This is a genomic window from Pseudomonas sp. AC016 (genome assembly GCF_979253365.1).
In genome coordinates this window covers 899,652-920,795 of record NZ_CEEDCC010000001.1, presented here as the reverse complement: position 1 = coordinate 920,795, position 21,144 = coordinate 899,652, and the positions used below count along the sequence as shown (strand labels likewise).

Sequence of the window (21,144 nt, the reverse complement as noted above, 5' to 3'; positions counted from 1 at the left end):
GGAAGGGGTTAGTTAAGCGGTACCGAACAATTCGATTTGCGGCACCGGTGTGTCGCGGAGGGTTATCTCTGCGGCGATGCGATCTGATGCGGTACCGAAGATTTTTTCATCTCGCTCAATTCCGATGAAGCGACGTCCTGACCTGATACAGGCCACACCGGTGGTCCCGCTGCCCATCGTGTTGTCGAGTACTGCATCGCCTGCGCTGGTGTAAGTCCGGACCAGGAACTCCATCCAGGCGACCGGTTTTTGGGTCGGGTGATAGCTGGCCGTCTGCTTGTCGCTCGAGAAGAACTGGACAGATCGAGGGTAACGATCGGTAGAGTCGTATTCGGTGAGTGCAAGCGCCTTGCCGTAGCATTCGGAATTGACGGTCTTTCGCTTCGCTGTTCGGCGCTGGTGACCGCCAGTCATCTGGGGGTTGTAGGTCGGCTGACGACGATAGAAGACTTGGGCGCTCTCGTGCGCGCGTAGCGGCTGGCGCTTTGCGTTCAGGAATCCAGTGGCGTTGCCTTTCTCCCAGATCCATTCGTACCGGTAATCGGCCGGATTGCTGGCGACAACCAGTGAAGCGAACGGCTGCGCTGCACACAGAACGATTGCAGCGCCCGGTTTTGCGATTCTCAAGTACTGCTCCCAGAGCGGTGCGAACGGGATAATCACATCCCACGAACATTGGGTCGTACCATAGGGCAGGTCGGCCAGCACCATGTCGACGCTGGCATCGGGGAGGTGTTTCATGACCTCTACGCAATCGCCCTGATAGAGCTGAATTTCCTTTGTCGTGGGCATGACTTCGTCCTTGCCGCGCGTGCGCAGCGTTCAAAGGGCAGGGGGGGAGGTTCCAGCCGCAATAGTAAATTCCGACCAACTGTCCGCCGCTTGGCGGTTCGTTGGCGCTCGGTGCGCTGGCGCTGTGCTACAAATATTCGTGTAATAGCTCTAGAACGGAGCTGTTGTACCGATGAGGCAACTGGACAATGGAAGTCACAAGCACTTATGAGGTCTATGGGCAGAATCGCCTACGCCTCGGAGAGATGGACGAGCACGGTGTAATCAGGAGGTCGGGCAGGGTGGTACTCCGCGTGGAGCGCGGCTCGATCTTTTCCGTGCACGGTAGTTACATGGGTAAATGCAAGAACGGTGTCGGCAAGTCAGACCATGGACAGCTTCTTTTCACGCTGAAGCCGGTTTGATCTGACCCTTCGCCCAGGCCAGCCTTACGAGCCTGGGCGACCAAGCTTCTGGATAGCCGATTCATACTCTTCTTTTACGTTACTGCGCCAGTTCGCAGGGTCTTTCATGTAGTGCAGAAGCATCCAGTGGATGGTTGCCGCCTGTTCATCCGCCGCGCGTTCGGCAATCTCATAACCAAGCATGCGAAGCACTGTTGCCTGGCTCATGCAGTAGAAGCTCTGCGTGCCGAGGATGTAGCGCAGGTCCTCGGTAAGCGGCAGCTCTATCGAATGTTCGGTTTTTAAGCTCGAATTCTGGTTGTTCACAGCCACCTCGGGTAGAGCCATGTAATTCGTATCATCCATCTGAGCCGTCGAGACTGTCCATGTGACGTCATACGGTTTAGTTCAAGTTTGGACAGAAGGGTATATGTTCGGTCAAACTAATCGGTCTGGATCTGACTGAGCGGTCTAGGCCGAATTTAAGGCGCCTCTTTTACCCGTCACGCTGCGACTGCGCCGCCTAATGCAACGCGCCATGGATCATTGGCCCGAGCAAGAGCTGCCATGGGCGGAGGGCTCACGCTGTTGCCGCACATGTGTACTTGCTGGGTCTTCGTGAACGGCTTCCCGTCTGCACCGTGGGTAATTACGTAGTCGGCAGGGAATCCTTGGGCCTTGTACAGCTCGGACGGCTTGAGCATGCGCAGGCAGATGTCGACGATGACGTAAGGCGTGCCCTTGACCATCACGGTAACCAGCGCTAGCCGGTCTTTAGTGGTGATCGTTGGTGCTGGCTCGCCCGCGCTGCTGACGTTCTCGGTGCCGTAATAGCTGATGAGGAAGGCGGCCACCCGCAGCGCGCCTTCCTCATGCTCTGGCGAGAGCCGTAGCGACACCACAGAGCTTTTTCCGCCACCACCCGCAGTCACGGTGGGTGCTGGCTCGTCCAGCGGCTGGCCAATGCTTGCGCCGAACTGGCGCTCCATGAACGCGGTAACCATTCCGTGGTGCTGGCCGCCGGCGCTGATCGTGTGCAGAGGATCGCTGACGTCCCTTGCATCACAGTTGCCGCGCAGATGCACCAGGTTCGCCACCGCAAGTTGCTGCTGGCTACCGGAATTGGTCACAGTGGTCAGAGGCTCGCGAATGTCCTTGGCGTGAGTGGTGTTGAACCCGCCGTTGGCCTGGATCATCACCGCAGCGCTCACTGACTGACCTCCACCGCTGGCTGTAACCGTGCCAACCGGGCCAAGAATGTCGTTTACGCCATGGGAGCGGCGTTTGGTTGCGCCAGATCCTTCGCCGTGGCCCGCCTGTACGATGCACGCCGATGCGAGTGCGTGCTTGACGCCGCCAGCGACAACGGTGCCCAGCGGTTGATCGATTCCCGGCACGCGAGGTTGCTGACCGTCACGCTCACCGTAGCCAGACTGGATCAGAGTCGGGCTGATCAGCGTCAACTCCCCACGGTTGGCGCAGGTGATCGTAGGCAACGGCTCCAACGGATCGTTGATGCGGTCGCTGCCTTGGTGGGTCGCTGGCGCGATCACTGGGCTGACGACCGAGAAAGCGCCGCCTTTTGGATATGACGTCACTGTGCGCAGCGGTTCGTAGGCCGATTGCACCGTCTCGCCCGACCAGTTTGCAATCGGCACAATGAATGGGGCCGGGTTGTCGATGACGAACTTCTTCATGCCCTTGGCGACTCGGCGCAGGGTAGCGGAAGCGAGGTCTTTCTTGCGCCCGAATATGCTTTTGCCCAGGTCGGTGAAGTCGATGCACTCCGCGGCTGTCTTCCAAGGCTTCTGACCTTTGGCGGGACGCTTGGCGTGTGTCGGCTCCGGCCACACGATCGGCTGCCCGTCGCAGCGGGCAATCATGAACAGACGCTCCCGGCTGGTAGGCGCGCCGAAGTCGCAAGCTCGTATCACACGCCATTCGACGGCATAGCCCAGACGCTCGAGCTCGGCCACGAACACGGCCCACGTCTGGCCGCGCCGCTTCGGGTCTGGCACCAAAAATTGCTGATCGACCGGAACAACCTCGCCAGGTGCGGCAATGACGCCGCCCAGCTTCACGACCCGCCCGGTCGCCTTGCAGCGCTTGGCGACCAGCGGCCCCCACTGCAGGATCTGCTTGACGTTCTCCAGGCTGATGACTCGGGGGCGTTTCTTGCCCGCCCACTTCAAGCCGATCCAAGACAGGTTGCGGATCTCGCGCTTGCGTGGCTGCCCGCCAGCGGCCTGGCTGTGGTGGGTGCAATCCGGGCTCATGTGGAACCAGCCCACAGCCTTGCCGCCGCATTCGGTATCAGGATCGCCGTCGAATACATCAGTCGTGAAGTGCTTCGCACCCGGGTGATTCACGGTGTGCATGCTGATCGCTGCCGGGCTGTGATTCTTGGCCACGCTGACGGTGCGCCCAAGGCCCATTTCCAGCCCGGTACCGGCACCGCCGCCACCGCAGAAGAAGTCCACAACGATCTCATCGTCTTGCGGATTGAAGCCAAGGCCGTACTGGGTTTTAAAATCGAAGGGGTGTTTCTTCTGGTGAGCGGACATAGTTCATCCTCGCCGGAGTGGCGTGAGTCGTTGAAATGGGGTATTCAAGAGGTTGCGGGCGGCAATGTGCCATCCTTATAAGCAAGGAGTTTTGCGTGGAGCAGGTCAGAGCTGCATTTGCTGAGGCAATTTCTGAAGCAATCAGGGAATGCCGCGAGTTCGGATATCACCCAACTAAATGGGAGGCAATGAACCGCGCCCAGCATCCGGTTGAAGCATCGATCAAACTGGTTCAGTCCCCGGATTTTCAAGACGGCTTCAGGAAGCTATTGCGAGAGGGAAGGGATCACCTAACAGTGGAGGCGATCATGCTCAGACCCGAGTTCGACTCCCTGTTTAGCGGCCAGCTCCTCCAAGCCGCTAGGTGGCGATTGCTGTCCGCCCCCCGTTAAATCTGGTGATGCAGCGTGCGCCGGAACTCCATCCGCCGAGCCCGGCGAATAAATCAATGGCTGTGGTCATAAAGTTATCTCATGGATATCATACCTACCCATTTAGCGAGGGAAGGCAATGGCGGACTCGGGAAGTTTTAAAAATCTGTACAAGAAAATGGATGCGACTTCGAAAACGAGATTTCATGCATCAAGGCGCTTAAGGCTTCATGCGAAGCTTTCCACTTATTCGGTAGTGGTCCTTTCGCTTGCGTTGATACTCATATCGCTCATGCAGGCATACGACCTTGGAGTAAATATTGCCAAGAAAGAGGTCGTGCTTCTGCAGGTGTTTGCCTCGGTGGCGGTGCTCGTTTATTCGCTTTTGATCGAAAAGAACGATTTCTCCAACCGTTCAGAAAAAATGTACTCATGCGCCTCTCAGCTTGGCGAGCTCAAGCAAAAGGCTCACCCACTTAAGGATGGCGAATTTGAGCAAGGTGCATATGACGGCTGCTGGAAGGAATACCATGACCTTCTCAAGCTCTATGAAACGCACTCAAATAATGACTTTCGTGGCGATTATTTGAGATCCAGGTTGGAGATGAAGGAGGATTACGCGATGACTCGAACTGAGCGTGGGGTCACTATCTTTAAGGTCTGGGTAGCTTACTCTATAAGTTTTATTTCCTATCCCTTGATGCTGGTGCTGCTAGCAGCAGCGGTTTATTGGGTCTGGTTCGGCATCCACCTCGATTAATCCTAGAAGCCTTTTAATCACCACAGAAGCAATCGATGTCTTCTGCGAGATATTCAAAGTCGAAGTCTGTCTGTCGAGATCGCTGCTCGGCAGACCAGCCCATCGTTTTGTAGTCGGCTCGGTCCTGTCTAAATACCTGGCCGAACCTTTCCTCTGTGCCAGACCACCAGATCACCCGGGACGGGTCTTCGATGATTGTCTTTATCAGCTTTCCTTCGCTTTTCTTCCAGCACAGGTCGCAGTTTCCGAAGTCTGAATCCATGCCTAGATCGAAAGGCTGGGCCTTCCAGAACTCTGCGACGTCCTCCTTCGTGATGCCTGCGGTGTAAGACGGGCAAAGGTTGTCCCATCGTGTTCCGCCGCGATCGTTGGCAGCCATCATGCGGTGATAGCGCTTAGGCTCGTCGTAGCGGATGCCGACAACGCAATCCCACTGGTCGTAGCCCAGGGCGCGCATATGCTTTTCGCCGATTTTAACCTTCAGGTACGCAGTGCACATGTTGTTCGAGAAGTTCGGCAACACCGGCGGAAGGTTCTTCACATCTTTTCGGTATGCCGCGTAGTACTCGAGCATCATCGTGAAGGGCTCGCCATTGCGGCTGGCCGTCTCGAAATTGACCAGTTTGTACCAAGGTGCATCGTCAGGCTGGCCGTACACTCGGCACCACTCCATCCAGACGATGCCGACGCTCCATCGCTTGTCGATCTGATCAATGAAAATCAACGTTTTTTCCCTCTCCTTGCCGGTATTCTGGAAGAAGGCGTGAACATCAGCAGGGAGTTTTCCACCGTGGGCGTCGAGGATATTGCGAAGCATTTGCGCGCTTGTGCGCCCACCACTGACGCCGATCTGCGCCGGGCCATTGATCATGTAGGGATTCATTAATACTCCGGACAGCCGCCCGCCTGCCGAGGCGTTCAGCGCATAGTGAGGGTGGGGTTAGGCCGTGATGCGTTCGCCGATCACTGTCGTGGTGAAGGTGACGCTGTATTCCAGTTGGAGCCTGAAAGCGCCGCCGCAGGTGTCGCAGTCCATATTTTTATCGCTGTAGTCTTCAGGCTCGATGTGGATCACGGTCGCGCAGTGTGGGCATTTGCACTGGTCCTGATACTCAAAATCCGAATCGTCGTATTCGGCGGCGGAAAACTTGGCCAGGGCTTCGGCCTTGGCGGCAGCATCTTCACGGTCTTGGCAGGGCTTGCAGATAAAACCATCGCGCCGGCCCCATGGGGTATCGGTAAGCGTGGTCCGGTGGGCGTTGCAGCTCACGCACACATCGTGCTTGTCGCAGACGACGTAGCTGTAATGCTCGCCGCTGCCGGTGCATTTGGCACAGCCGGATACCCAGTACCAGGCACCATCAATGCGTTCGGCGTACAAGCCCTTTTCCGGAGCTATCAGCTCGACATAAGGCAGGCCGTTGCGGTGTGGTCTGCCATGCCAGCCGTCATTCCATTTGCAGTTATGACCGCTGCGTGTGCGCTCAGTCCACTCGCCGGGAATTTCCGGAATCAAAATCTTGGTGTCTTTGCTCATGGCGTTTCTCCATGCATGCGCCGCCCTCCGTATCCGGTGGTGGCAAATTGGTTTGGGATGGGGTATTTGTTTCGCGGTGCAAACGAACCGCAGATGGAGCGCGAAATGCCCGAGCTGAGCTGGACACTTATCTTCCCCATTGGCATTGGGCTCGGCTTGGCATGGCTCGTTGATGTTTGCTTTCCCACTCCGATGCCGAGAGAGATCGGCTTATTAGCTGCGGGTGTCGGAGGCGTGCTTGGTGCAATTTTGCAATGGCTAGTGATAGGGCATTTTTGACGTAGCGTCCCGACACGAAGGGTGGTGGCTATTTGATTTGAGTTGGGGTATTACGTGTTAACGGCATGGGGCCGGATAAGGAGCAGAAATGGATCTTTCAGGCGTCAAGCACACCGTTCAGCTGATTACCCACACATCTACCGGTTGTCCGTACTGCTCTACCTTCCAAGAAGGTGAAAAGATTGCGGAGAACATCAACCACCTGATCCAGGAGCATGAAGGGCTTTTGATCCATGCCGGATCGGAGACAGGCAAGAACTATGAAGGCGAGGTTCACCATGCTACGTTCGCGTTGGTCGGGTTTGCTTCTCCACCTGTACCTAAAGAGTTGCCTAAGGTGAGACTGAATCTGAACTTCCCGGAATGATCACCTCATCCCCCGGATCCTGCTGAATTATCAGCATGCTCTTTCGGTGAAACTCCAGCGCCACAATATTCGACACTGTGATTTCGTGGCGCGGAACTTCAAGTAGCGGCAGCGCGCCGCCCGGTCCGAGGCTGTGCAGGTGGTGAATCATCAGCGTCATGGCCTCGCCTTGTTCCTCGATGCCAGCCCAGGCCATCAAATCACTGAGCGCCTGCTTGGTGCCGGGCCGCACCCTGAGCCTCAATTCCTCTTCCCCGGCCTTGTGCCGCTTGAGCGCCGTCCGCTCGTCCCGCTGTTTCTGGGTAAGGGCCATTTATCAGCTCCGTAAAGCCGCTGGGCGGCAGGTGGAATTGTTCGGCCCGCCTGTTGCGGCGGACCTTCGTGCTGAGGCGCTTCACTTCTTGAGGTCCCGCTGAAGCGGATAGTTGATGCCGTAATCCGCGATCAGTCGGTACATGAGTGAATTGCTCATGCCCAGATCAATCAGCGATTCTTTCCGGCTCAGCCCACGATCACGCGCATCAATCAGCCGCTCGACATTGGCGGCGTCGTGAGAGCGATCCAGGGTGTTCGGCTTGAGGAATGGCGTAGGGTCGAACTTGCGGAACTCGATGCCGTAGTCGTACCCCAGCTTGCGCAGCGTGTAGCCGCTCAGGCCTGTCTCACGCATGATTTCGGCCTTGGTCATGGTCGGGGCCAGCTCGCGCACCTTGCGAACCATGGCCGACTTGGCCTTGGCGCGTTCTTCGGCGGCGACCACGCGCTTGGACTTTGGGATCTGACGCTCTGGCGGCTGCCTCGGGAAGTCGCGGCCGTAGGGCTTGGTCAATGGCTTGCGGGCGGGAAGGGCTTCCGTGCTGCTCGCGCCGAAGCCAGGCAGCGCCTCCACCACGCCGCCGCGCTTTTGGAATTCAGCCATCGCTTCGGCCAAGCGCGCCGATTCGGCCTGATTGCGCTGGATGGCGCTCAGTTCGGTGGTCATCATGACGGTGTGCCTATTTCGAGAGTGCCTTTCGCACGAATGGGTCAAGGTCAGCTTGATTGAGCAACCATCGTTTGTAGTCGCTGGGGAGATTGGCGATGAGTGAGCCCTTGTGCTTGCCGAAGCTGATCACCGTCGGAACCCGGGCCTCTTCGGAGATGGACCACAACTCTTCCCAACCTTCCACTGGCCGACCCAGTTTTACAGCCAGGGCATCCAGTATCTTGCTCAGCAGCAGACGGCAATTCTTCACATCGTCCAGCGCGGCGTGTGCGTTGCGCAGCAGACCTGTCGCTTGCTCGCGGTAATGCAGATAGATCATCGCCGATTGCGAGTGGCTATCCGCTTCGGGCCAAAGACGACGACTCAACGCTGCGGTACAGATGCGTTTTAGGTCAGGCTGGCCGATGACGCCCCAGTCGTAGTCGACGTTGTGGCCGATCAGGTATTCGGTATCCGGTGGCATTTGGAAGCTGGTATGACAAGGGCAATCGACCAGATCCGCATCAAGAATGTGGCTTGTGGAAAGCGCGCCAAGTTCGATTGCTTTGGACGGCTTGAAGCGAGCCAGGTATTCATCCGTAACCGGTAGTCCGGCGGTTTCCCCCAGTTTCAGCCATGCGGCCTCAACCAACTGCGGCTCTTTGAAGCCGGTTGTTTCGCTGTCAAAAATGTAGGCGGTCATGCAGATTGCTCCAGAGGGGTGAGTTCGGTTTTTCGTTTGTCTTTCGCCGCGACAACGCGGTTGACCAGATCGTCAAAGCCGATAGCAATGACCTTGGCCGCGTTGAAGGCAGCCTGTAGGCCGACCATGTCCTTGGCGTTGGCGATGTCCGCTATGGCGTCGACCAGCAACTCCTTGGCGCGCTCTTCCGGATTGACTCCGGAGTTGAGCCAGTCCAAAAGCTTGCGCCCGGTGCTTTCGTCGATCAGCTCAGGTTGGGTGAACAGCTTCGTTCGATCTTTGCTGGCCAGCGCTGTATGCGCGTCATGGGTCAGATCAAGCACAACGGTGAACTCATAGTCGGTGCCGTCTCGCTGCTCGGACTTCATACCCAGCTTTACGATCTTTTTGCCTTCACCCTGGACCGTTTCTGTCTTGCTGCGCATCGTGCAGATGACGTGCAAAGTGCTGGTCAGAATCTTGTTGGTCAGTTGCCGATGGCGGGGCGTGGTTTCATTCCACGCAGCCCAGGTGTTGCCGCGAAATTTTTGGTGGGCCAGTGCTTCGTTGGACTCCAGGCAGCCGCCCGGGCCGGTCCACTCATGCGAGTAGCTGTCGATGATCAGCACGTTGTATCCAGCTGCCTCGGCTGCTGCGATCGCATCAACGTAACGTTCGGGCGAGAAGGGCGCCTGCAGCTCCAGCACGTCGAAGTCCGCGATGTCGGAGTACAGAGAGGCGCTGCCTTGCTCTGTATCGATCACCGCGATTCGCCCGCCTAGCCCCTTTGCCATCAGCAATGCTGAGTAGGTTTTTCCTGAACCTGACGGCCCGGCAAGTGCCAGCCGTAGCTTGGCCTGCTTGCGTTCGGCTTTCTTGAACATGATGTGTGCCTCAGTTCGGTTGGTTGTCCCATTCCCGCTCAATGCGGGCTTGTTCTGCTTCGTACTCTTTGCGCTCATCGCCTGAGAAGCGTTCAGGCGAAAAGCTTCCGACCGTCATCCAGTCCAGCTGGGCGGACATTCGTGGGGTGCTCATAAGGGCCTCAATAGGCAATGGTGATCGCTGGGATCTTGCGCTGAGCGATCAGGGTGACCGCTTGTTTGGCACACGCTTCCGGCATGCCGCCCGCAATGAATGCTTCCAGCGCGGCACGGTTTATAGACGCCTTGTGTGCAGTGTCAGCGGCGCGCAGCTCCTGCTGCCGAACGGTTTCCTCTGCCGCCTTGTTGGCCCGATCAATCTCGGCCAGTCGTGCACCCTCTACGGCTTCGGCCTGGCGCTTCTCGGCGTCAATGCGTTCCTGTTCAGCTTCCAGCTTCTGGCGGGCGGCCTGTTCTTCCTGCAGTTTTATCTGCAGCTTCTGGCGCTCAGCTTCTGCTTCTGCGTCGCGAATCTTTTGCTCGGCTGCGCGTTGCTGGGCTGCTGCCTGATCCTTCAAATCCTGCTCACGCTTGGCAGCTGCATCGCGCTCGGCCTGGGCTTTCTGCTCGGCTTCAAGGCGAGCCTTTTCAGCTGCGGCGCGAGCAATCTCTGCATCGCGCTCGGCCTTCGCGCGCGCCTCCGCTTCAGATCGTAAACGAGCAAGTTCGGCCTGCTCTGCTTCGCGCTTCTGGTGCTCGTCGAAGGAAGCTCTCAGTTTTGCCAGAGCAGCTGCCTTGACTCGATGCGCCTCAGCTTCGAACTCCTGATACTTCTCGTCGACGATGATTTTCTCTTCAAGCTCCCGGAAAAGCAGACCAAATGGCTGCGGCTGACCACCGATCAGGCCAATCCCGCAATCCTCGATATGGCGAATCATTGAGTTGTGAAACTCGACTCGCGCATCTTCTTTTGCCTGCCATTCGTTAAGCGGACGGCGCACCTCTTCTTGCCAGGTGTCCAGCGTATCGCGCATCCTTTTGCGCTCGGCGTCGATCAACTTTGGGATTTCCTTCAGCTCAGCCACCAGCTCCTTGCCCCGGTTGTCCAGCGCAGTCTTGGAGCGCGCCACCGTGTAAGCGATAGAGGCGATCGCATCGCGGCCTTTGCGAGTTGTCACGTCCGGCACGAACGCGTCGATCTTATCGCGAACAATCTGGAGGTAGGGGTCAAGCCCTTTGGGGGTTTGGAAAATTTGCAGGGCCTTTTCTTTCGGCGGCACAACGGCAAGTTCTTTCTCTACGGACATGAGTGTCTCCCGCGCCATGCCGTTGCCGGGGCGCTGCGATTGAATAGCGAAGGGGGTTATTGCGTGATGTGATCAGCCAAAGACATGGCGAGCATCAGAACAGTGAATGCAGCGAGGACCGGGAAGCTCCCGCGCCAGAAGACGATGCGCCGACGGCGCTGGCCCGCGGTCACTGCCTCGGCCTCACAGCCAGCCGCCCGGTCTTTACGGCCTCGACCAGCTTTGGGGGCAACGCAGAAACCGGAATCTCGCGCGGCAGCCCGGCACTGACGATGCTCAGGCTGCGTTCGATATCGGCCAGCTGCTCGTCGATCAGGGATTTCACGATGGGTGTCGTCATGGGCTTGCTCCTTTCGGTGGGCACACCATTTCCATTTTCGTGATCGCCACACTGATGCGGCGCGCCAGCTTCTTGCGATAGTCGCGCTCAGCGGCACGCACCGCTGCGTAGTCGACCGGATCGGCGTAGTCGTGGAAGTAATCGACGAGGGCTGACTTGAGGTTGCCGAGGTCGTCGTACAGCCCTGTCGCTTGGCGTATCGACCGCCGTCCTTGCGCGCTGTCCTGATACCGTTCGAGGTCGATCATGCGCACTCTCCCAGCGGGACAGTTCGATGGCGCATTACCATTCGAGCGCGGCGATCGGTGTAGTGCGAGTGCTCAATGCAACTGATATCACCCTGGGCATATGCCAACTCCACGGCCATCTGAACGGCGGCGGCAGTCATATCGGGGCAGGGTGCAGTTGCATACTCGGCAAGCGCCCGTTCAATGAAGCGCTTCGCTGTGTCGTGGCGTGACATGATTGCCTCCAGGGGCTGGGTTATGCGGTGGCTTTGGCGATGACCTGCTCAATGTCATAAGCAAGTCCGGCATTCACCTCTGCCTTGCGCATACTTTCATCGGTACCTTTCTCGCGGTGGGCCTGCTCGTAATAGCGGAACTGAAGAGCCGCCCGCTCAAGAGCAGCGACCATGTCGGGCGCTGCGACGATCAGCTTGGCGTCTGCCTCTGTTGCCACCAGATCGCCCTGCATGTGGGGGCCTTTCAGCGTCTCGCCCAGGCTTAGCCAGATTGACCCGTCGTCACGGACGCCATACGCCCAAAGACCCGGCGTAAATTTCGAATTACTCATCACTCAATCCTCAGTAAGTGAACTCCTTCGACTGAACACTCAATAACGGGTATCAGCCATACAGGCGCCGGGGTGTGTTCAGTCGGGGGAGTTCGGGGTGTAGGAGGGGTGCCGGTCTTTCCCGGCTGTCACGGCGCTTGTGCCAGATCAAGGTAGCTCGCCAATACCAGGTTGGCGCTGACCCTGCGCAATGCGGGTTGAGCTATTCGCCGGTTGCTGCAGATGGCCGGTGCTGGTCTCCGGCTTGGGTTGGTTACTTGTAGCGCACCCTTTCGGGACACTCCCTCACGGTTTAGCGCATCAGCCTGCGCATTCATCTGCTTTCTTGCGTTGATGCAGGGGGCCGCTTTCGCGGTGTGTACTCATCCGCATCGGGGTGTGATCTGCGCTTGTCATCGCAAGGACGCCCATTCAGTACCGGCTTGAGGCCTCAACGCGCTGACAACGCGTCCGGTATGGAGCCGCCTTTCCAGATCACACCCCGATGCGGCCTGGCGATGGGGTGCCAAGGTATCGGGCAGTTTTCGTCAGGCTGACGCTGGGGCTGGTAGTTCGAGAATCGCGTCAGATGAACGCAGTCAGCTTCTTTGAACCGTCGCCGTGCTCTGTGGTGAGCATCATCGCTGCGGTGCGGCGAGAGCCACTGATGTGCGCATGTGCCTGCATAAACGACTGGTTTGGCTTGCCGTCGCCATCTGGCAACAGGCTGCTGCAGAGCAGTCCGGAACAGTCTTCGCCGTCCGGGCCTGCGCCGTCATGTGCGATGTCAAAGCTGGCGATCATCGCGATGCCTTTCTCTTTGCAGACCTCAATAATTTGTTGCATCAGCGGGCTGATCTGTTCGTCGTAAACCTGTTCTTTGTTCATGGTGTCACTCCGGTCGATTTCCGATGCCGCCTCATTGAAGCGCCATCAGTAAATCTGTGGGTACCGCTGGCACCGCATAGCGGGTCACTCACTCGGTTCGAGCCTTTCGCTCTAGTCAGCCGTCGAGGTGGTCCTCGCGTTGGTAGCCTTTCGGGGCTATCTGATCTCCGGTCGCCGTAGAGGCGGTGCCGTCTTTGTTCGTATTGCGCAGACTGTTAAAGAGCGGTTCGATCTGCTGGGCCTGTTGTGGAGCTGCTGCGCGTCTCGATGGGTGAACTATCACGTAATGTGTTTATTGAGTCAACACGTATTGTGATTTATTTTCAGGGTGTCGACAAAAAGCCCGCTAAGTGGCGGGCTAGCTCGGACCGGTAAGGACGGGCGGGCTGCTGTGCAGCGAATCAGCTGAACCACCCGGAATCAACCGCACCTAAGTCTTACGATCTCTAGCGCCGAAAAAGGATGTGACGGTATGATTTCTGGAACTGATTTAAGGCATATCGTGGAGTCGGCGTTCTTCCCGATGAAGTGCGTTTGCACAATCTCGCCTTATCACACAATGACTGTGAGAGTGTTCGATGAGCGTGCCGGTAGCGAAGGGCTCATTTTGAGAGGCATAGACACAGCTCCGCTGACTTCGATGCGGGATGTCGTCGGTCTCATACGCGATCTGAAGGGAGAGATGAAAACGCAGGGAGGCGCCACCTCGGGTTCAGGTGAGGAAGACGAGACGTTGCTGGTAGAATGGAAAACCTCGCTCAGTGGCAGGCAAGGTCGGATCCCTAAGGTGTTATCGAGGTAGGACAATGTCGGACTGGGGCAGGCCGGTAGCCTACCAGCGAAACGCCTTTTCGGCGGCGCTGGCCGTGAGAACGATACTAACCGTCAGCGCGAACATTCCTACGAAAAGGGCTATGGATGCAGTCCTTGACCAATATCATGCGTAGTGAGCTCCAAACACCCCTACGGCGCAGTTGAGAGGACCAATACGTGTGACGAACACCAGCAACCGCTAGCGCTAGGTTGATAGGTAGAGGTAGAAGGTCAATTCCGACTGCGAACTTGTCCGAAGCGCTCATTTACAGGCTCCTTTTGTAAGAGCCTTCATTCTACCATCGTGAATCGCGCGGGCGTTGAACGAAAAAGCTCGGCGCCTGGCCGGGCATGAATCCTGCTGTCCGCAGCTACGCTACTTGCAAAAGGCGCTCAGCCGCTTCGGCGGCACTCTGTACCTGCGATACTCTGATCAGACTTTCGTCGCATGCGGCCTCCAGTGTTGCGATCGACCTCTTGAGAGAATCTATCTGCTTCACGCTGTACGTTGGATCATCAAAGCTAGGTCTAAAAACCACCAACTCAAAGTGACTTCTGGCGAAAAGCGGCTGCTTTTCTTTCGCTAGGCGGAGATCAAGCATTCGAGCTTTGTTATGCTCAAGGTAAGCAGAGAGTCCGCCGCCGGGAATGAGTCTTCCGGTGTTGAGTGCAACCGTCTCGCTCAGAAAAAAAATGCTTAGCGGTTTGGTAGGCTCTGATATTGCGAGCTTCCTCATAAAGAAAGGCTCCAACCTGCTATCCCTGCGCATAGCCTCCGCTTGGAATTGCTTAGGCCATCTATCGTCGGTCGAAGTAATAATTAAATCGCTCGGCTCCGCCTCACCTAAATCGTTCAGATCAAGCGCTGCCAAGCTTGCTGTCATAGCTACAGCATGTCGCAGCAGTCCGGCGATATTTGAAGATCTGGTAACCCGTGGTGCGCCTAGAACAACCCCTGAAATCGGGGGCTTCCAGCCTGAAAATCTCCCGGTAGCAATAGCGTGATTTTTCAAGCTAGCTATGACGACCCCTATAAGCCTGGAAAGCCCGACGCTTTGTGAGCCAAACATGGATTCAAGGACATGCGATCTGATGGCTTGCCTTACCTCCACCTCCCCAGAGTCTCCTATCGCCGCTACGACAATTGTGAGGAGTTCGCCAGAGCCCATCATAGGTTCTAGGTATATCGGCGCCCATTGCCCTGTATAGGAGGGCGAAGCAGGCAGCGAGCTGAGGAGGGAGTCAAAGTTAATCATTGAATCTAAACCTCCCTTGCTGACTGGGCTTTATTTTATCGTGCAGCAAATCCCCAAGGACTGCTACTCGATTCCTGAGGAATGATAGCAGCTCTTCCTTGGATTTAAGCTCTATGTGTTCCGCCGCTGCATTGCTAGCACATTCAATCGAGGAAGGCCCATCATTAATGGACCAGGCGCGCGCCCAATTTGCGGCGCGCTGCACCGACACTTCATCAGTGTATGCGCCACCGTGAATATCTAGGAGCTGATTGCTGTGGTAATCGTCCGATGTGTCGGTAGCTGACATTCCGTGCGGGATACACATGCCGTGATCAATCAGGAAAAAACTTGACCCGTCATACAGTAAGTTGCCGTCGTTGCGGTCCGGATTGGCAATTAGCTCATCGAAACAGGCCGCGTGCAGGAGAGGAGGCCATTTCACTAGATCTTCAAGGATTGAAGAGTCATTTGGTGTTACATATTGGGCAAGATTCGGGTGCCCGACATCAACGCTGCCGTAGTGCCATGTCTTCGTTTCATCAGCTAACAATAGCGGCTCGGGTATGGGCAAACCCGCAGCTCTCCCCAGAGCCGCGCACACTGCCTCAACCGCTATCTCTCTCAATGGGAGCTTCTTTGCGATAACTGCAATCTCGCCCAAATGAGTTGCTGCCATGCAGCGAATCGGTTGGTTAGCTCCTCCGCCAACCTTACTTCCTCCAGGCAATATTAAGCCGATACGGATTATGGAAACGCCACTGTTCATTTGCGATCCTTTGCTAAAAGACTAAGGTCTTCGTTTTTCTAATTTCTCACGAATTCCTTTATCAAGCCACGCTACCGGCGTGGCCGGATGATTGGGGTTCCCTGCAGTTATCTGCCACGCCAGATAACTGGGCTGATTAGGCAAATTTTGTCAGTGACCTGACCACCACCCCAATAATCCTGCAGTCTTCGGTGCACTGCACTGTGGGGTACGCTGGATTTAACGGTTTCAAGAATCTGATTCCGCCATCTTCCACCAATTTCTTGAACGTCGCTTCATTGCTGCCTGAGAGCTTGGCAATAACAAGCTTTCCTGGGCGCACGTCTGCTTCTGTATCGACCAAAATCTGAGATCCTTCAGGTACCGACGGCGCCGTGGTCGAAGTCATCGAGTCGCCTTTTACTTCCAGCCAAAAAGCCGGGCCTTTGGCCTTGTAATCGGAAACGTCGTATTGGTCAGCGAACCCGTCCGGGAATGGCTGCACGGCCTCGGCCCATGCACCAGCCCTTACCCAGCTTACGATCGGGTAGCTGTACATGTGCGTAGGCTGATTGATCATTGCAACATTGGGTGGTTCTTGCCCAGAAACGCGCGGTGCCTGAAGCTCATGCCCCAGCAGTAGGACGCTGTAAGGTACGCCAAGGGCTTTCGCCATCAGCTCTATATCGCCAAGTGTAGGCTCCCGAGTGCCCGACTCGTAGTTGCCTACTCGCGATTGAGAGCTCCAGCCACAAAGCTTTGCTAGGGCCGCTTGAGATTTTCCGGCCGCCTGGCGCAAGCGCTGGAGTCTTTGTCCGAGAGATTCATTCATAGCGCGGGATTTTAATCACGATATGAAATACCTGTTGCTCACTTATTGTGATTGCCAATAACACGATACGTGTTTATCCTTCGATTAATTATGGAGGAAATCAGATGAACCACGTCCGAATGATCCGAGAGAGAGCCGGGGTAACTCAGGCAGCGCTGCGTCGGGCGCTCGGCTGGAATCAATCGCGTCTCGCGAATTATGAATCCGGCCTGCGCAGTCCAGGCCTCACTGAGGCGCGACTGATTGTCCGCGCCTTGAATGTTCTGGGGGCCAACTGCGAGTTGGATGACGCTTTTCCTCCAGAAAAACAATCTTTGACGGCGGCTTGATGTGTCGCAACCCACTTCCACGTTGAGAAACAGAACTGCAGTCGAATTTTGCAGCGTGTGACTGGACGCCACTACTGAAACAAAAGCGAGGTTTTACGAATGGAAAATTTCTTGCGGTCCTGCCAAAGCGCGGTCCTCGAAAACGAGGCCAAAACTCTGGCAGCGAAAATGGGAGTCCCCCACGTGAGCCTCCTCCAGCGGGCAAACCCGGACAACGATGCTCATCACCTGACCATTGAGCACCTGTTCGGAATTCTGCTGCATGCGAACGATCTGCGACCGCTGGAGGCACTTGCTGACGAGTTCGGTTGCGATGTCGTTGCGCGCCAGCGGCCAGCGCCGAAACCACTGCTTGCAGCCCTGGCACACCTCGCCGCCGAGTCCGGAGACGTTAAGCGCCTGATCTACGACGCGACCATCGACAACCACATCAGCCAGCACGAAAAAGCGCAGGGCGACAAGGCCATTCAGGAGGCGATCGACGCACTCCAGGTGCTTCGTGTATCGCTGAAGGCTGCCTGATGAACCGGACCAACACGGTCGGGAAGTCCTGATATGCAATACACCGTCACAATAAATCAGGTGAAAGCGCTGGAGTGGGGGCTGAATTCACAGCAGGCCCTGCTGTTCGCGTTCGTCTATGGATGCCCAAGCTGGACCAAGCCAATCAAGACCGATAGCGGGATTTACTTTGCGTTGAGCAAGGCAAAGATCATCGAGGAGCTTCCGCTGCTTACTGACAAGCCTGATACCGCGTATCGCATGTTGAAAGCGTTGGAAGAGGCCGGTTTGATCGAGCTTTCTAGCACTTCAAACATCACGCTTTTTCGTCTGACAGCGAAGGCCGTCGAGTGGAATCAGAAACTCGATGGGTCGGAAAAATATCCGAGCCCACCAAGCTGCAAGGGTCGGAAAAAAATCCGAGCTACCACGGAAAAAAATCCGATCAAGGTCGGAAAAAAATCCGGGCTAGGGTCGGAAAAATCTCCGACAAATCAGGATACCAATTATCAGGGTACCAGTCAGGGTACAAGTCAGAGTTTGCAGGACGCTCCCGGCGAGCCGGTTCAGTCCGGCAGCATGACTTCGGTTGGAGACCGCGCCGAAGCACCCCGGGTCGAGATTCCCGCCGATATGCCGGGACCGAAAGATCGAACCTGCAAAACCTTCAAGGTCTGGGCGAATTATGCGATGGCCTATCGCAAACGCTACAGCGCCTGGCCTGTTTGGAACGCCAAGGTCGGTGGGCAGCTCGGCCAGCTGGTCGACCGTCTCGGCGCTGATGTCGCTCACCACGTCGCCGCTCACTTTCTGAAAACCAGCGATGCCGCCGTTCTTCGCAAGTGCCACAGCCTCAACGAGCTGCTGGCCAACGCGGAGAGCTATCACACCCAGTGGGTAACCGGTCAGCGCGTCAACGGCACAACCGCACGCCAGATGGAAAGAACCGAGGCGAACCTGTCTGCAGCAGAGCAGGCCTTCCAGACGGTTCTCGCCAAACGCCAAGCAGGTGACCGCAATGAATACCTCTGAGATGAACGACCAGCAGGTTGCCGGGCTAGCGGCCGCTATCTGCGCAACTGCCGAGGCCATGGGGCAGGAGATGAATCCAGGCACCGCCGCGATGATGGCGGAAGACCTTTGCGCTTACTCGGTGCCGGTGGTGAAAGCCGCGCTCAAGGCCTGCCGTTTCGAGGTGAAGGGAAAGCTGGCAATGGCTGACATCCTCCAGCGTGTGCAGTCCTCCGACGGCCGACCGGGCAAAGATGAGGCCTGGGCGATCGCGATGACGACCAATGACGAATTCGAAACCGTGGTGCTGACCGACGAAATCCAACTGGCCCTCGCCGCCGCAAAGCCGGTGCTCAACGCCGGCGACCAGATCGGCGCCCGTATGGCCTTCATGAGCGCGTACGAGCGTTTCGTAAAGCTGGCCCGTGATCAAGCCAGGTCGGTTAGCTGGCACGTATCTGTAGGTTTCGACGCCAACCGGCGAGTCGAGGCCATCACCTCCGCCGTGCAGATGCAGCGTATACCGCAAGAGCGAGGACAGTTGTACCTGACGGATCTCAACGTGGTGCCCATCACGCAGGACGGCCAGGCCATTGCTGGACTGCTCACCGGACAGGTCACCAACCCAAGCCCAGATATGCGCGAAAAACTCCAGGCCGTGAAAGACAGCATGCATGAGATGAGAGCTGCCTCGGCCGAACGCAAGAACGAGCTGAAGATCAAGGCCGCCAATGCCTTGGCCGACCGCCTCACGCTGCTTCAGCAGCAGGCTGAGGAACTGCAATTGAAGAGGGCAGGACAGTGACCGACAAAATCAGTATCAACTGCCAATCCAAACTTATCGAAGCCGTCACGCGTATGACAGCGATGTTCCGTGAGAAGAAGTTCGTTGTTGTGTCGATGCGTCCGGGCAAGGACCGCACGCTCGACCAAAACGCACTGTGGTTCGCTTTCTACAAGCGAATTTCCGAGATGACCCAAATCGGCGACGCCAGTGAGGCCCGCAAGTACTGCAAGCTGCACCACGGCGTTCAGATCCTGATCAACGAGGATGAGGATTACCGCGCCGCCTGGCACCGCACCACCAAGCACCTGACCTACGAGGAAAAGCTCGGACTGATGGGCGACAGCAAATTGCTCGGGCCGGACGGTTTCCCGGTCACCAGCATGTTCAATCGCGCCCAGGGTGTGGCGTACACGGACCGCATCCTGACTGAGTTCTCGGCGCTGGGCGTCTTCTTCGGCGATTTGATCGGCGAGGTGGCGGCATGAGCCATAACTTCAAGCCAGGTGACCTGGCGGTCATCGTCGGTGCCAACTCGCTGACCCAGAACATCGGCAAGCAATGCCAGCTGCGCGAGCTTGTTACCAGCGGTGACTTTTACGTGGCTCCGAACGGCGAGGTTTATCGCCATGACGACGTACCGTGCTGGACGCTGGTCGGTGACGGATTGGTTGCGGTTATTGAGGGCGAGGTTGTGGACCTTGGCTTCGGCATTCATGAGCCTCGCCACCTAATGCCTTTGCGCGGCGACTTCGCTCCAGAGCAGCAGAAATCCAAGGAGGCCAAGCCATGCGCATAAGCCTTCAATCCAAAACCCCCAGGGCGAAGAAGTGCCGCGTACCTGAGTGCGGGGCCTCATTCGTCCCGCAGAAGCTCGGGCAGGCGGTATGCAGCCCGGCCTGCGCCATCATCGATGCGCCCAGGAATCAGGCCAAGGCCCGCAAAGCGCTGGCTCAGGTGGAGCGCTCTGAGATCAAGGTGCGCAAGGAGGCCCTGAAAAATCGCAGCGACCACATGAAGGACACCCAGCAGGCGTTCAACGAGTGGGTGCGCCACCGTGACGCCGCGCTGCCTTGCGTGAGCTGTGGTCGGCACCACGAAGGGAAGTATGACGCTGGGCATTACCGGACTGTCGGGAGCAACCCTGCGCTGCGCTTTGAGCCGATGAACTGCCATCGCCAGTGCTCGCCATGCAACACCCAGCTTTCCGGGAACATCGTCAACTACCGCCTAGAGCTGGTTCGACGCATCGGCATCACCAACGTTGAATGGCTCGAAGGACCTCATGAGCCCCAGAAGTACACCATCGAAGAACTGAAAGCCCTAACCGCCAAGTACCGGGCACTGACCAGAGAACTGAAAAAGGGGCAAGCAGCATGAAAATCCACTCAGCACGTCAAGCGTGGCATGACTGCACCTACATCCCAGCCCCCGGACAGTCCTCAGAGGTCGTTCAGCTCGGCGTGGTAGTGCAGAGCACTGAACGAGGCCCTACGGCCAACCACGCGATGCACAGCGCCTTGGCCGGTCACATCCAGTCGGCTATCGCCAAGCTGCACCCGCAGGTACGCGTGTTCGGCGAATACATGTACGCCGCGAACCGTGACGACGACATCAACGAGGCGGCAGAAGGTGTGGTGTTCGGCATGGTGGTCTCCAAGTCCAAGCGCATGACGGCCGGCAAGCGGGAAAAGCTGGAGTACGTGGTGAGGGGCGTCATGCGCCGGTATCGCTACATGCACCAGGGTGGGCAGTCGGCCAATGACGACCCATTGATCAAGCCTGAGGCGTTCCGGTCGTGGCTGATGGGGGAGTTCGGAGTGAGGCTGGAATCGTGCAACTGGGACAGGGATTGGGAGTGCTTCGTGCGACTCTCGTTCGATTGCTGCGAAGACCTCGACCGAATGGCATTAAGTCCAATTGGAGCAGTGATTTACCAGATGCGAGAAGCCGCTTGACTTCCCGTGCGGCTGGCGGCATCATTTCCCCACATTGAGTATTTTGCCTACGGCAATTTGCT

General features: G+C 57.2%; 30 protein-coding genes. 12 read left to right on the top strand and 18 right to left on the bottom strand.

Annotated elements, in window-relative coordinates; translation table 11 throughout:
* Nucleotides 1-12: 12 nt before the first annotated feature.
* The 3 genes from AC0IXS_RS04070 to AC0IXS_RS04060 all read right to left on the bottom strand — a co-directional run bounded on the left by AC0IXS_RS04070 (nucleotide 13) and on the right by AC0IXS_RS04060 (nucleotide 3,739).
* Nucleotides 13-792 carry a DNA-methyltransferase gene (locus AC0IXS_RS04070; RefSeq protein ID WP_471823903.1) on the bottom strand — a complete coding sequence of 260 codons (780 nt, stop codon included), beginning with the start codon at nucleotides 790-792 and terminating at the stop codon, nucleotides 13-15.
* 428 nt (nucleotides 793-1,220) lie between these two features.
* A complete protein-coding gene (locus AC0IXS_RS04065; protein ID WP_192061955.1) occupies nucleotides 1,221-1,523 on the bottom strand; it encodes a hypothetical protein in 303 nt (100 codons plus the stop codon).
* Nucleotides 1,524-1,678: 155 nt separating this feature from the next.
* On the bottom strand, nucleotides 1,679-3,739 hold the full coding sequence (locus tag AC0IXS_RS04060; RefSeq protein ID WP_471823901.1) for a DNA cytosine methyltransferase: 2,061 nt from the start codon (nucleotides 3,737-3,739) through the stop codon (nucleotides 1,679-1,681).
* Between the two features lie 510 nt (nucleotides 3,740-4,249).
* Here AC0IXS_RS04060 and AC0IXS_RS04055 point away from each other — a divergent pair.
* Complete coding sequence (locus AC0IXS_RS04055; RefSeq protein ID WP_471823899.1) at nucleotides 4,250-4,870, top strand: SLATT domain-containing protein; 621 nt, start codon at nucleotides 4,250-4,252, stop codon at nucleotides 4,868-4,870.
* A 13-nt stretch (nucleotides 4,871-4,883) separates the two neighbouring features.
* Here the strand turns inward: AC0IXS_RS04055 and AC0IXS_RS04050 are convergent, their stop codons facing one another.
* The gene (locus AC0IXS_RS04050; protein ID WP_471823897.1) at nucleotides 4,884-5,753 is read right to left on the bottom strand and encodes an adenine nucleotide alpha hydrolase family protein; all 870 of its coding nucleotides are present in this window, start codon (nucleotides 5,751-5,753) and stop codon (nucleotides 4,884-4,886) included.
* Between the two features lie 57 nt (nucleotides 5,754-5,810).
* Nucleotides 5,811-6,407 (bottom strand): hypothetical protein, encoded by a 597-nt coding sequence (locus AC0IXS_RS04045; protein WP_471823895.1) that lies wholly within the window; start codon nucleotides 6,405-6,407, stop codon nucleotides 5,811-5,813.
* Nucleotides 6,408-6,512: 105 nt separating this feature from the next.
* Between AC0IXS_RS04045 and AC0IXS_RS04040 the strand changes: the two genes are divergently transcribed.
* Nucleotides 6,513-6,686, top strand: a complete 174-nt coding sequence (locus tag AC0IXS_RS04040; protein WP_471823893.1) for a hypothetical protein — start codon at nucleotides 6,513-6,515, stop codon at nucleotides 6,684-6,686.
* A gap of 88 nt (nucleotides 6,687-6,774) precedes the next feature.
* Nucleotides 6,775-7,053 (top strand): hypothetical protein, encoded by a 279-nt coding sequence (locus AC0IXS_RS04035; protein ID WP_122846278.1) that lies wholly within the window; start codon nucleotides 6,775-6,777, stop codon nucleotides 7,051-7,053.
* On the opposite strand, the gene AC0IXS_RS04030 is transcribed toward AC0IXS_RS04035, so the two are convergent.
* The 10 genes from AC0IXS_RS04030 to AC0IXS_RS03985 all read right to left on the bottom strand — a co-directional run bounded on the left by AC0IXS_RS04030 (nucleotide 7,019) and on the right by AC0IXS_RS03985 (nucleotide 12,871).
* The gene (locus AC0IXS_RS04030; RefSeq protein WP_471823891.1) at nucleotides 7,019-7,366 is read right to left on the bottom strand and encodes a hypothetical protein; all 348 of its coding nucleotides are present in this window, start codon (nucleotides 7,364-7,366) and stop codon (nucleotides 7,019-7,021) included. The genes AC0IXS_RS04035 and AC0IXS_RS04030 overlap by 35 nt on opposite strands.
* Before the next feature lie 81 nt (nucleotides 7,367-7,447).
* Nucleotides 7,448-8,038: a hypothetical protein gene (locus AC0IXS_RS04025; protein ID WP_471823889.1), complete on the bottom strand. Its 591-nt coding sequence runs from the start codon at nucleotides 8,036-8,038 to the stop codon at nucleotides 7,448-7,450.
* 10 nt (nucleotides 8,039-8,048) lie between these two features.
* A complete protein-coding gene (locus tag AC0IXS_RS04020; protein ID WP_471823887.1) occupies nucleotides 8,049-8,720 on the bottom strand; it encodes a 3'-5' exonuclease in 672 nt (223 codons plus the stop codon).
* Complete coding sequence (locus AC0IXS_RS04015; RefSeq protein ID WP_122544335.1) at nucleotides 8,717-9,583, bottom strand: ATP-binding protein; 867 nt, start codon at nucleotides 9,581-9,583, stop codon at nucleotides 8,717-8,719. The genes AC0IXS_RS04020 and AC0IXS_RS04015 overlap by 4 nt, the downstream gene beginning before the upstream one ends.
* A gap of 10 nt (nucleotides 9,584-9,593) precedes the next feature.
* Complete coding sequence (locus tag AC0IXS_RS04010) at nucleotides 9,594-9,722, bottom strand: hypothetical protein (protein WP_471823885.1); 129 nt, start codon at nucleotides 9,720-9,722, stop codon at nucleotides 9,594-9,596.
* A 22-nt stretch (nucleotides 9,723-9,744) separates the two neighbouring features.
* Nucleotides 9,745-10,869, bottom strand: coding sequence for a hypothetical protein (locus tag AC0IXS_RS04005; protein ID WP_471823883.1), 1,125 nt, complete (start codon nucleotides 10,867-10,869; stop codon nucleotides 9,745-9,747).
* A 169-nt stretch (nucleotides 10,870-11,038) separates the two neighbouring features.
* Nucleotides 11,039-11,209: a hypothetical protein gene (locus tag AC0IXS_RS04000; RefSeq protein ID WP_163000009.1), complete on the bottom strand. Its 171-nt coding sequence runs from the start codon at nucleotides 11,207-11,209 to the stop codon at nucleotides 11,039-11,041.
* Complete coding sequence (locus tag AC0IXS_RS03995) at nucleotides 11,206-11,457, bottom strand: hypothetical protein (RefSeq protein ID WP_471823881.1); 252 nt, start codon at nucleotides 11,455-11,457, stop codon at nucleotides 11,206-11,208. Before AC0IXS_RS03995 ends, AC0IXS_RS04000 begins: the two co-directional genes overlap by 4 nt.
* Nucleotides 11,458-11,692: 235 nt before the next feature.
* A complete protein-coding gene (locus AC0IXS_RS03990) occupies nucleotides 11,693-12,004 on the bottom strand; it encodes a hypothetical protein (RefSeq protein WP_471823879.1) in 312 nt (103 codons plus the stop codon).
* 564 nt (nucleotides 12,005-12,568) lie between these two features.
* Nucleotides 12,569-12,871 carry a hypothetical protein gene (locus AC0IXS_RS03985; RefSeq protein WP_471823877.1) on the bottom strand — a complete coding sequence of 101 codons (303 nt, stop codon included), beginning with the start codon at nucleotides 12,869-12,871 and terminating at the stop codon, nucleotides 12,569-12,571.
* A gap of 472 nt (nucleotides 12,872-13,343) precedes the next feature.
* On the opposite strand from AC0IXS_RS03985, the gene AC0IXS_RS03980 reads away from it, so the two are divergent.
* Complete coding sequence (locus AC0IXS_RS03980) at nucleotides 13,344-13,673, top strand: DUF1652 domain-containing protein (RefSeq protein WP_471823875.1); 330 nt, start codon at nucleotides 13,344-13,346, stop codon at nucleotides 13,671-13,673.
* Between the two features lie 382 nt (nucleotides 13,674-14,055).
* On the opposite strand, the gene AC0IXS_RS03975 is transcribed toward AC0IXS_RS03980, so the two are convergent.
* From AC0IXS_RS03975 to AC0IXS_RS03965, 3 genes are all read right to left on the bottom strand, one after another.
* On the bottom strand, nucleotides 14,056-14,940 hold the full coding sequence (locus tag AC0IXS_RS03975) for a hypothetical protein (protein ID WP_471823873.1): 885 nt from the start codon (nucleotides 14,938-14,940) through the stop codon (nucleotides 14,056-14,058).
* Nucleotides 14,933-15,688 (bottom strand): hypothetical protein, encoded by a 756-nt coding sequence (locus AC0IXS_RS03970; RefSeq protein ID WP_471823871.1) that lies wholly within the window; start codon nucleotides 15,686-15,688, stop codon nucleotides 14,933-14,935. The genes AC0IXS_RS03975 and AC0IXS_RS03970 overlap by 8 nt, the downstream gene beginning before the upstream one ends.
* 136 nt (nucleotides 15,689-15,824) lie before the next feature.
* Entirely contained in the window at nucleotides 15,825-16,499 is a 675-nt protein-coding gene (locus tag AC0IXS_RS03965) for a helix-turn-helix domain-containing protein (RefSeq protein WP_471823869.1), read from the bottom strand.
* Nucleotides 16,500-16,603: 104 nt separating this feature from the next.
* Here AC0IXS_RS03965 and AC0IXS_RS03960 point away from each other — a divergent pair, with 104 nt between their 5' ends.
* The 8 genes from AC0IXS_RS03960 (at nucleotide 16,604) to AC0IXS_RS03925 (ending at nucleotide 21,082) form a co-directional block, all read left to right on the top strand.
* The gene (locus AC0IXS_RS03960; protein WP_122499965.1) at nucleotides 16,604-16,828 is read left to right on the top strand and encodes a helix-turn-helix transcriptional regulator; all 225 of its coding nucleotides are present in this window, start codon (nucleotides 16,604-16,606) and stop codon (nucleotides 16,826-16,828) included.
* 99 nt (nucleotides 16,829-16,927) lie between these two features.
* Complete coding sequence (locus tag AC0IXS_RS03955; protein ID WP_471823867.1) at nucleotides 16,928-17,350, top strand: phage regulatory CII family protein; 423 nt, start codon at nucleotides 16,928-16,930, stop codon at nucleotides 17,348-17,350.
* A 33-nt stretch (nucleotides 17,351-17,383) separates the two neighbouring features.
* Entirely contained in the window at nucleotides 17,384-18,361 is a 978-nt protein-coding gene (locus AC0IXS_RS03950; RefSeq protein ID WP_471823865.1) for a phage replication protein, read from the top strand.
* Nucleotides 18,348-19,145, top strand: coding sequence for a hypothetical protein (locus tag AC0IXS_RS03945; RefSeq protein WP_471823864.1), 798 nt, complete (start codon nucleotides 18,348-18,350; stop codon nucleotides 19,143-19,145). Before AC0IXS_RS03950 ends, AC0IXS_RS03945 begins: the two co-directional genes overlap by 14 nt.
* Nucleotides 19,142-19,612 (top strand): hypothetical protein, encoded by a 471-nt coding sequence (locus tag AC0IXS_RS03940; protein ID WP_122813286.1) that lies wholly within the window; start codon nucleotides 19,142-19,144, stop codon nucleotides 19,610-19,612. The genes AC0IXS_RS03945 and AC0IXS_RS03940 overlap by 4 nt, the downstream gene beginning before the upstream one ends.
* Entirely contained in the window at nucleotides 19,609-19,923 is a 315-nt protein-coding gene (locus AC0IXS_RS03935) for a hypothetical protein (RefSeq protein WP_471823862.1), read from the top strand. Before AC0IXS_RS03940 ends, AC0IXS_RS03935 begins: the two co-directional genes overlap by 4 nt.
* On the top strand, nucleotides 19,914-20,504 hold the full coding sequence (locus tag AC0IXS_RS03930) for a recombination protein NinG (RefSeq protein ID WP_471823861.1): 591 nt from the start codon (nucleotides 19,914-19,916) through the stop codon (nucleotides 20,502-20,504). The genes AC0IXS_RS03935 and AC0IXS_RS03930 overlap by 10 nt, the downstream gene beginning before the upstream one ends.
* Complete coding sequence (locus tag AC0IXS_RS03925; protein ID WP_471823859.1) at nucleotides 20,501-21,082, top strand: hypothetical protein; 582 nt, start codon at nucleotides 20,501-20,503, stop codon at nucleotides 21,080-21,082. Before AC0IXS_RS03930 ends, AC0IXS_RS03925 begins: the two co-directional genes overlap by 4 nt.
* Nucleotides 21,083-21,144: the final 62 nt, after the last annotated feature.

What these genes read in the sequence shown, in the direction of transcription:
- AC0IXS_RS04070 (WP_471823903.1), bottom strand. Translation starts at nt 792, where the DNA reads ATGCCCACGACAAAGGAAATTCAGCTCTATCAGGGCGATTGCGTAGAG.
- AC0IXS_RS04065 (WP_192061955.1), bottom strand. Translation starts at nt 1,523, where the DNA reads ATGGCTCTACCCGAGGTGGCTGTGAACAACCAGAATTCGAGCTTAAAA.
- AC0IXS_RS04060 (WP_471823901.1), bottom strand. Translation starts at nt 3,739, where the DNA reads ATGTCCGCTCACCAGAAGAAACACCCCTTCGATTTTAAAACCCAGTAC.
- AC0IXS_RS04055 (WP_471823899.1), top strand. Translation starts at nt 4,250, where the DNA reads ATGGCGGACTCGGGAAGTTTTAAAAATCTGTACAAGAAAATGGATGCG.
- AC0IXS_RS04050 (WP_471823897.1), bottom strand. Translation starts at nt 5,753, where the DNA reads ATGAATCCCTACATGATCAATGGCCCGGCGCAGATCGGCGTCAGTGGT.
- AC0IXS_RS04045 (WP_471823895.1), bottom strand. Translation starts at nt 6,407, where the DNA reads ATGAGCAAAGACACCAAGATTTTGATTCCGGAAATTCCCGGCGAGTGG.
- AC0IXS_RS04040 (WP_471823893.1), top strand. Translation starts at nt 6,513, where the DNA reads ATGCCCGAGCTGAGCTGGACACTTATCTTCCCCATTGGCATTGGGCTC.
- AC0IXS_RS04035 (WP_122846278.1), top strand. Translation starts at nt 6,775, where the DNA reads ATGGATCTTTCAGGCGTCAAGCACACCGTTCAGCTGATTACCCACACA.
- AC0IXS_RS04030 (WP_471823891.1), bottom strand. Translation starts at nt 7,366, where the DNA reads ATGGCCCTTACCCAGAAACAGCGGGACGAGCGGACGGCGCTCAAGCGG.
- AC0IXS_RS04025 (WP_471823889.1), bottom strand. Translation starts at nt 8,038, where the DNA reads ATGATGACCACCGAACTGAGCGCCATCCAGCGCAATCAGGCCGAATCG.
- AC0IXS_RS04020 (WP_471823887.1), bottom strand. Translation starts at nt 8,720, where the DNA reads ATGACCGCCTACATTTTTGACAGCGAAACAACCGGCTTCAAAGAGCCG.
- AC0IXS_RS04015 (WP_122544335.1), bottom strand. Translation starts at nt 9,583, where the DNA reads ATGTTCAAGAAAGCCGAACGCAAGCAGGCCAAGCTACGGCTGGCACTT.
- AC0IXS_RS04010 (WP_471823885.1), bottom strand. Translation starts at nt 9,722, where the DNA reads ATGTCCGCCCAGCTGGACTGGATGACGGTCGGAAGCTTTTCGCCTGAA.
- AC0IXS_RS04005 (WP_471823883.1), bottom strand. Translation starts at nt 10,869, where the DNA reads ATGTCCGTAGAGAAAGAACTTGCCGTTGTGCCGCCGAAAGAAAAGGCC.
- AC0IXS_RS04000 (WP_163000009.1), bottom strand. Translation starts at nt 11,209, where the DNA reads ATGACGACACCCATCGTGAAATCCCTGATCGACGAGCAGCTGGCCGAT.
- AC0IXS_RS03995 (WP_471823881.1), bottom strand. Translation starts at nt 11,457, where the DNA reads ATGATCGACCTCGAACGGTATCAGGACAGCGCGCAAGGACGGCGGTCG.
- AC0IXS_RS03990 (WP_471823879.1), bottom strand. Translation starts at nt 12,004, where the DNA reads ATGAGTAATTCGAAATTTACGCCGGGTCTTTGGGCGTATGGCGTCCGT.
- AC0IXS_RS03985 (WP_471823877.1), bottom strand. Translation starts at nt 12,871, where the DNA reads ATGAACAAAGAACAGGTTTACGACGAACAGATCAGCCCGCTGATGCAA.
- AC0IXS_RS03980 (WP_471823875.1), top strand. Translation starts at nt 13,344, where the DNA reads ATGATTTCTGGAACTGATTTAAGGCATATCGTGGAGTCGGCGTTCTTC.
- AC0IXS_RS03975 (WP_471823873.1), bottom strand. Translation starts at nt 14,940, where the DNA reads ATGATTAACTTTGACTCCCTCCTCAGCTCGCTGCCTGCTTCGCCCTCC.
- AC0IXS_RS03970 (WP_471823871.1), bottom strand. Translation starts at nt 15,688, where the DNA reads ATGAACAGTGGCGTTTCCATAATCCGTATCGGCTTAATATTGCCTGGA.
- AC0IXS_RS03965 (WP_471823869.1), bottom strand. Translation starts at nt 16,499, where the DNA reads ATGAATGAATCTCTCGGACAAAGACTCCAGCGCTTGCGCCAGGCGGCC.
- AC0IXS_RS03960 (WP_122499965.1), top strand. Translation starts at nt 16,604, where the DNA reads ATGAACCACGTCCGAATGATCCGAGAGAGAGCCGGGGTAACTCAGGCA.
- AC0IXS_RS03955 (WP_471823867.1), top strand. Translation starts at nt 16,928, where the DNA reads ATGGAAAATTTCTTGCGGTCCTGCCAAAGCGCGGTCCTCGAAAACGAG.
- AC0IXS_RS03950 (WP_471823865.1), top strand. Translation starts at nt 17,384, where the DNA reads ATGCAATACACCGTCACAATAAATCAGGTGAAAGCGCTGGAGTGGGGG.
- AC0IXS_RS03945 (WP_471823864.1), top strand. Translation starts at nt 18,348, where the DNA reads ATGAATACCTCTGAGATGAACGACCAGCAGGTTGCCGGGCTAGCGGCC.
- AC0IXS_RS03935 (WP_471823862.1), top strand. Translation starts at nt 19,609, where the DNA reads ATGAGCCATAACTTCAAGCCAGGTGACCTGGCGGTCATCGTCGGTGCC.
- AC0IXS_RS03930 (WP_471823861.1), top strand. Translation starts at nt 19,914, where the DNA reads ATGCGCATAAGCCTTCAATCCAAAACCCCCAGGGCGAAGAAGTGCCGC.
- AC0IXS_RS03925 (WP_471823859.1), top strand. Translation starts at nt 20,501, where the DNA reads ATGAAAATCCACTCAGCACGTCAAGCGTGGCATGACTGCACCTACATC.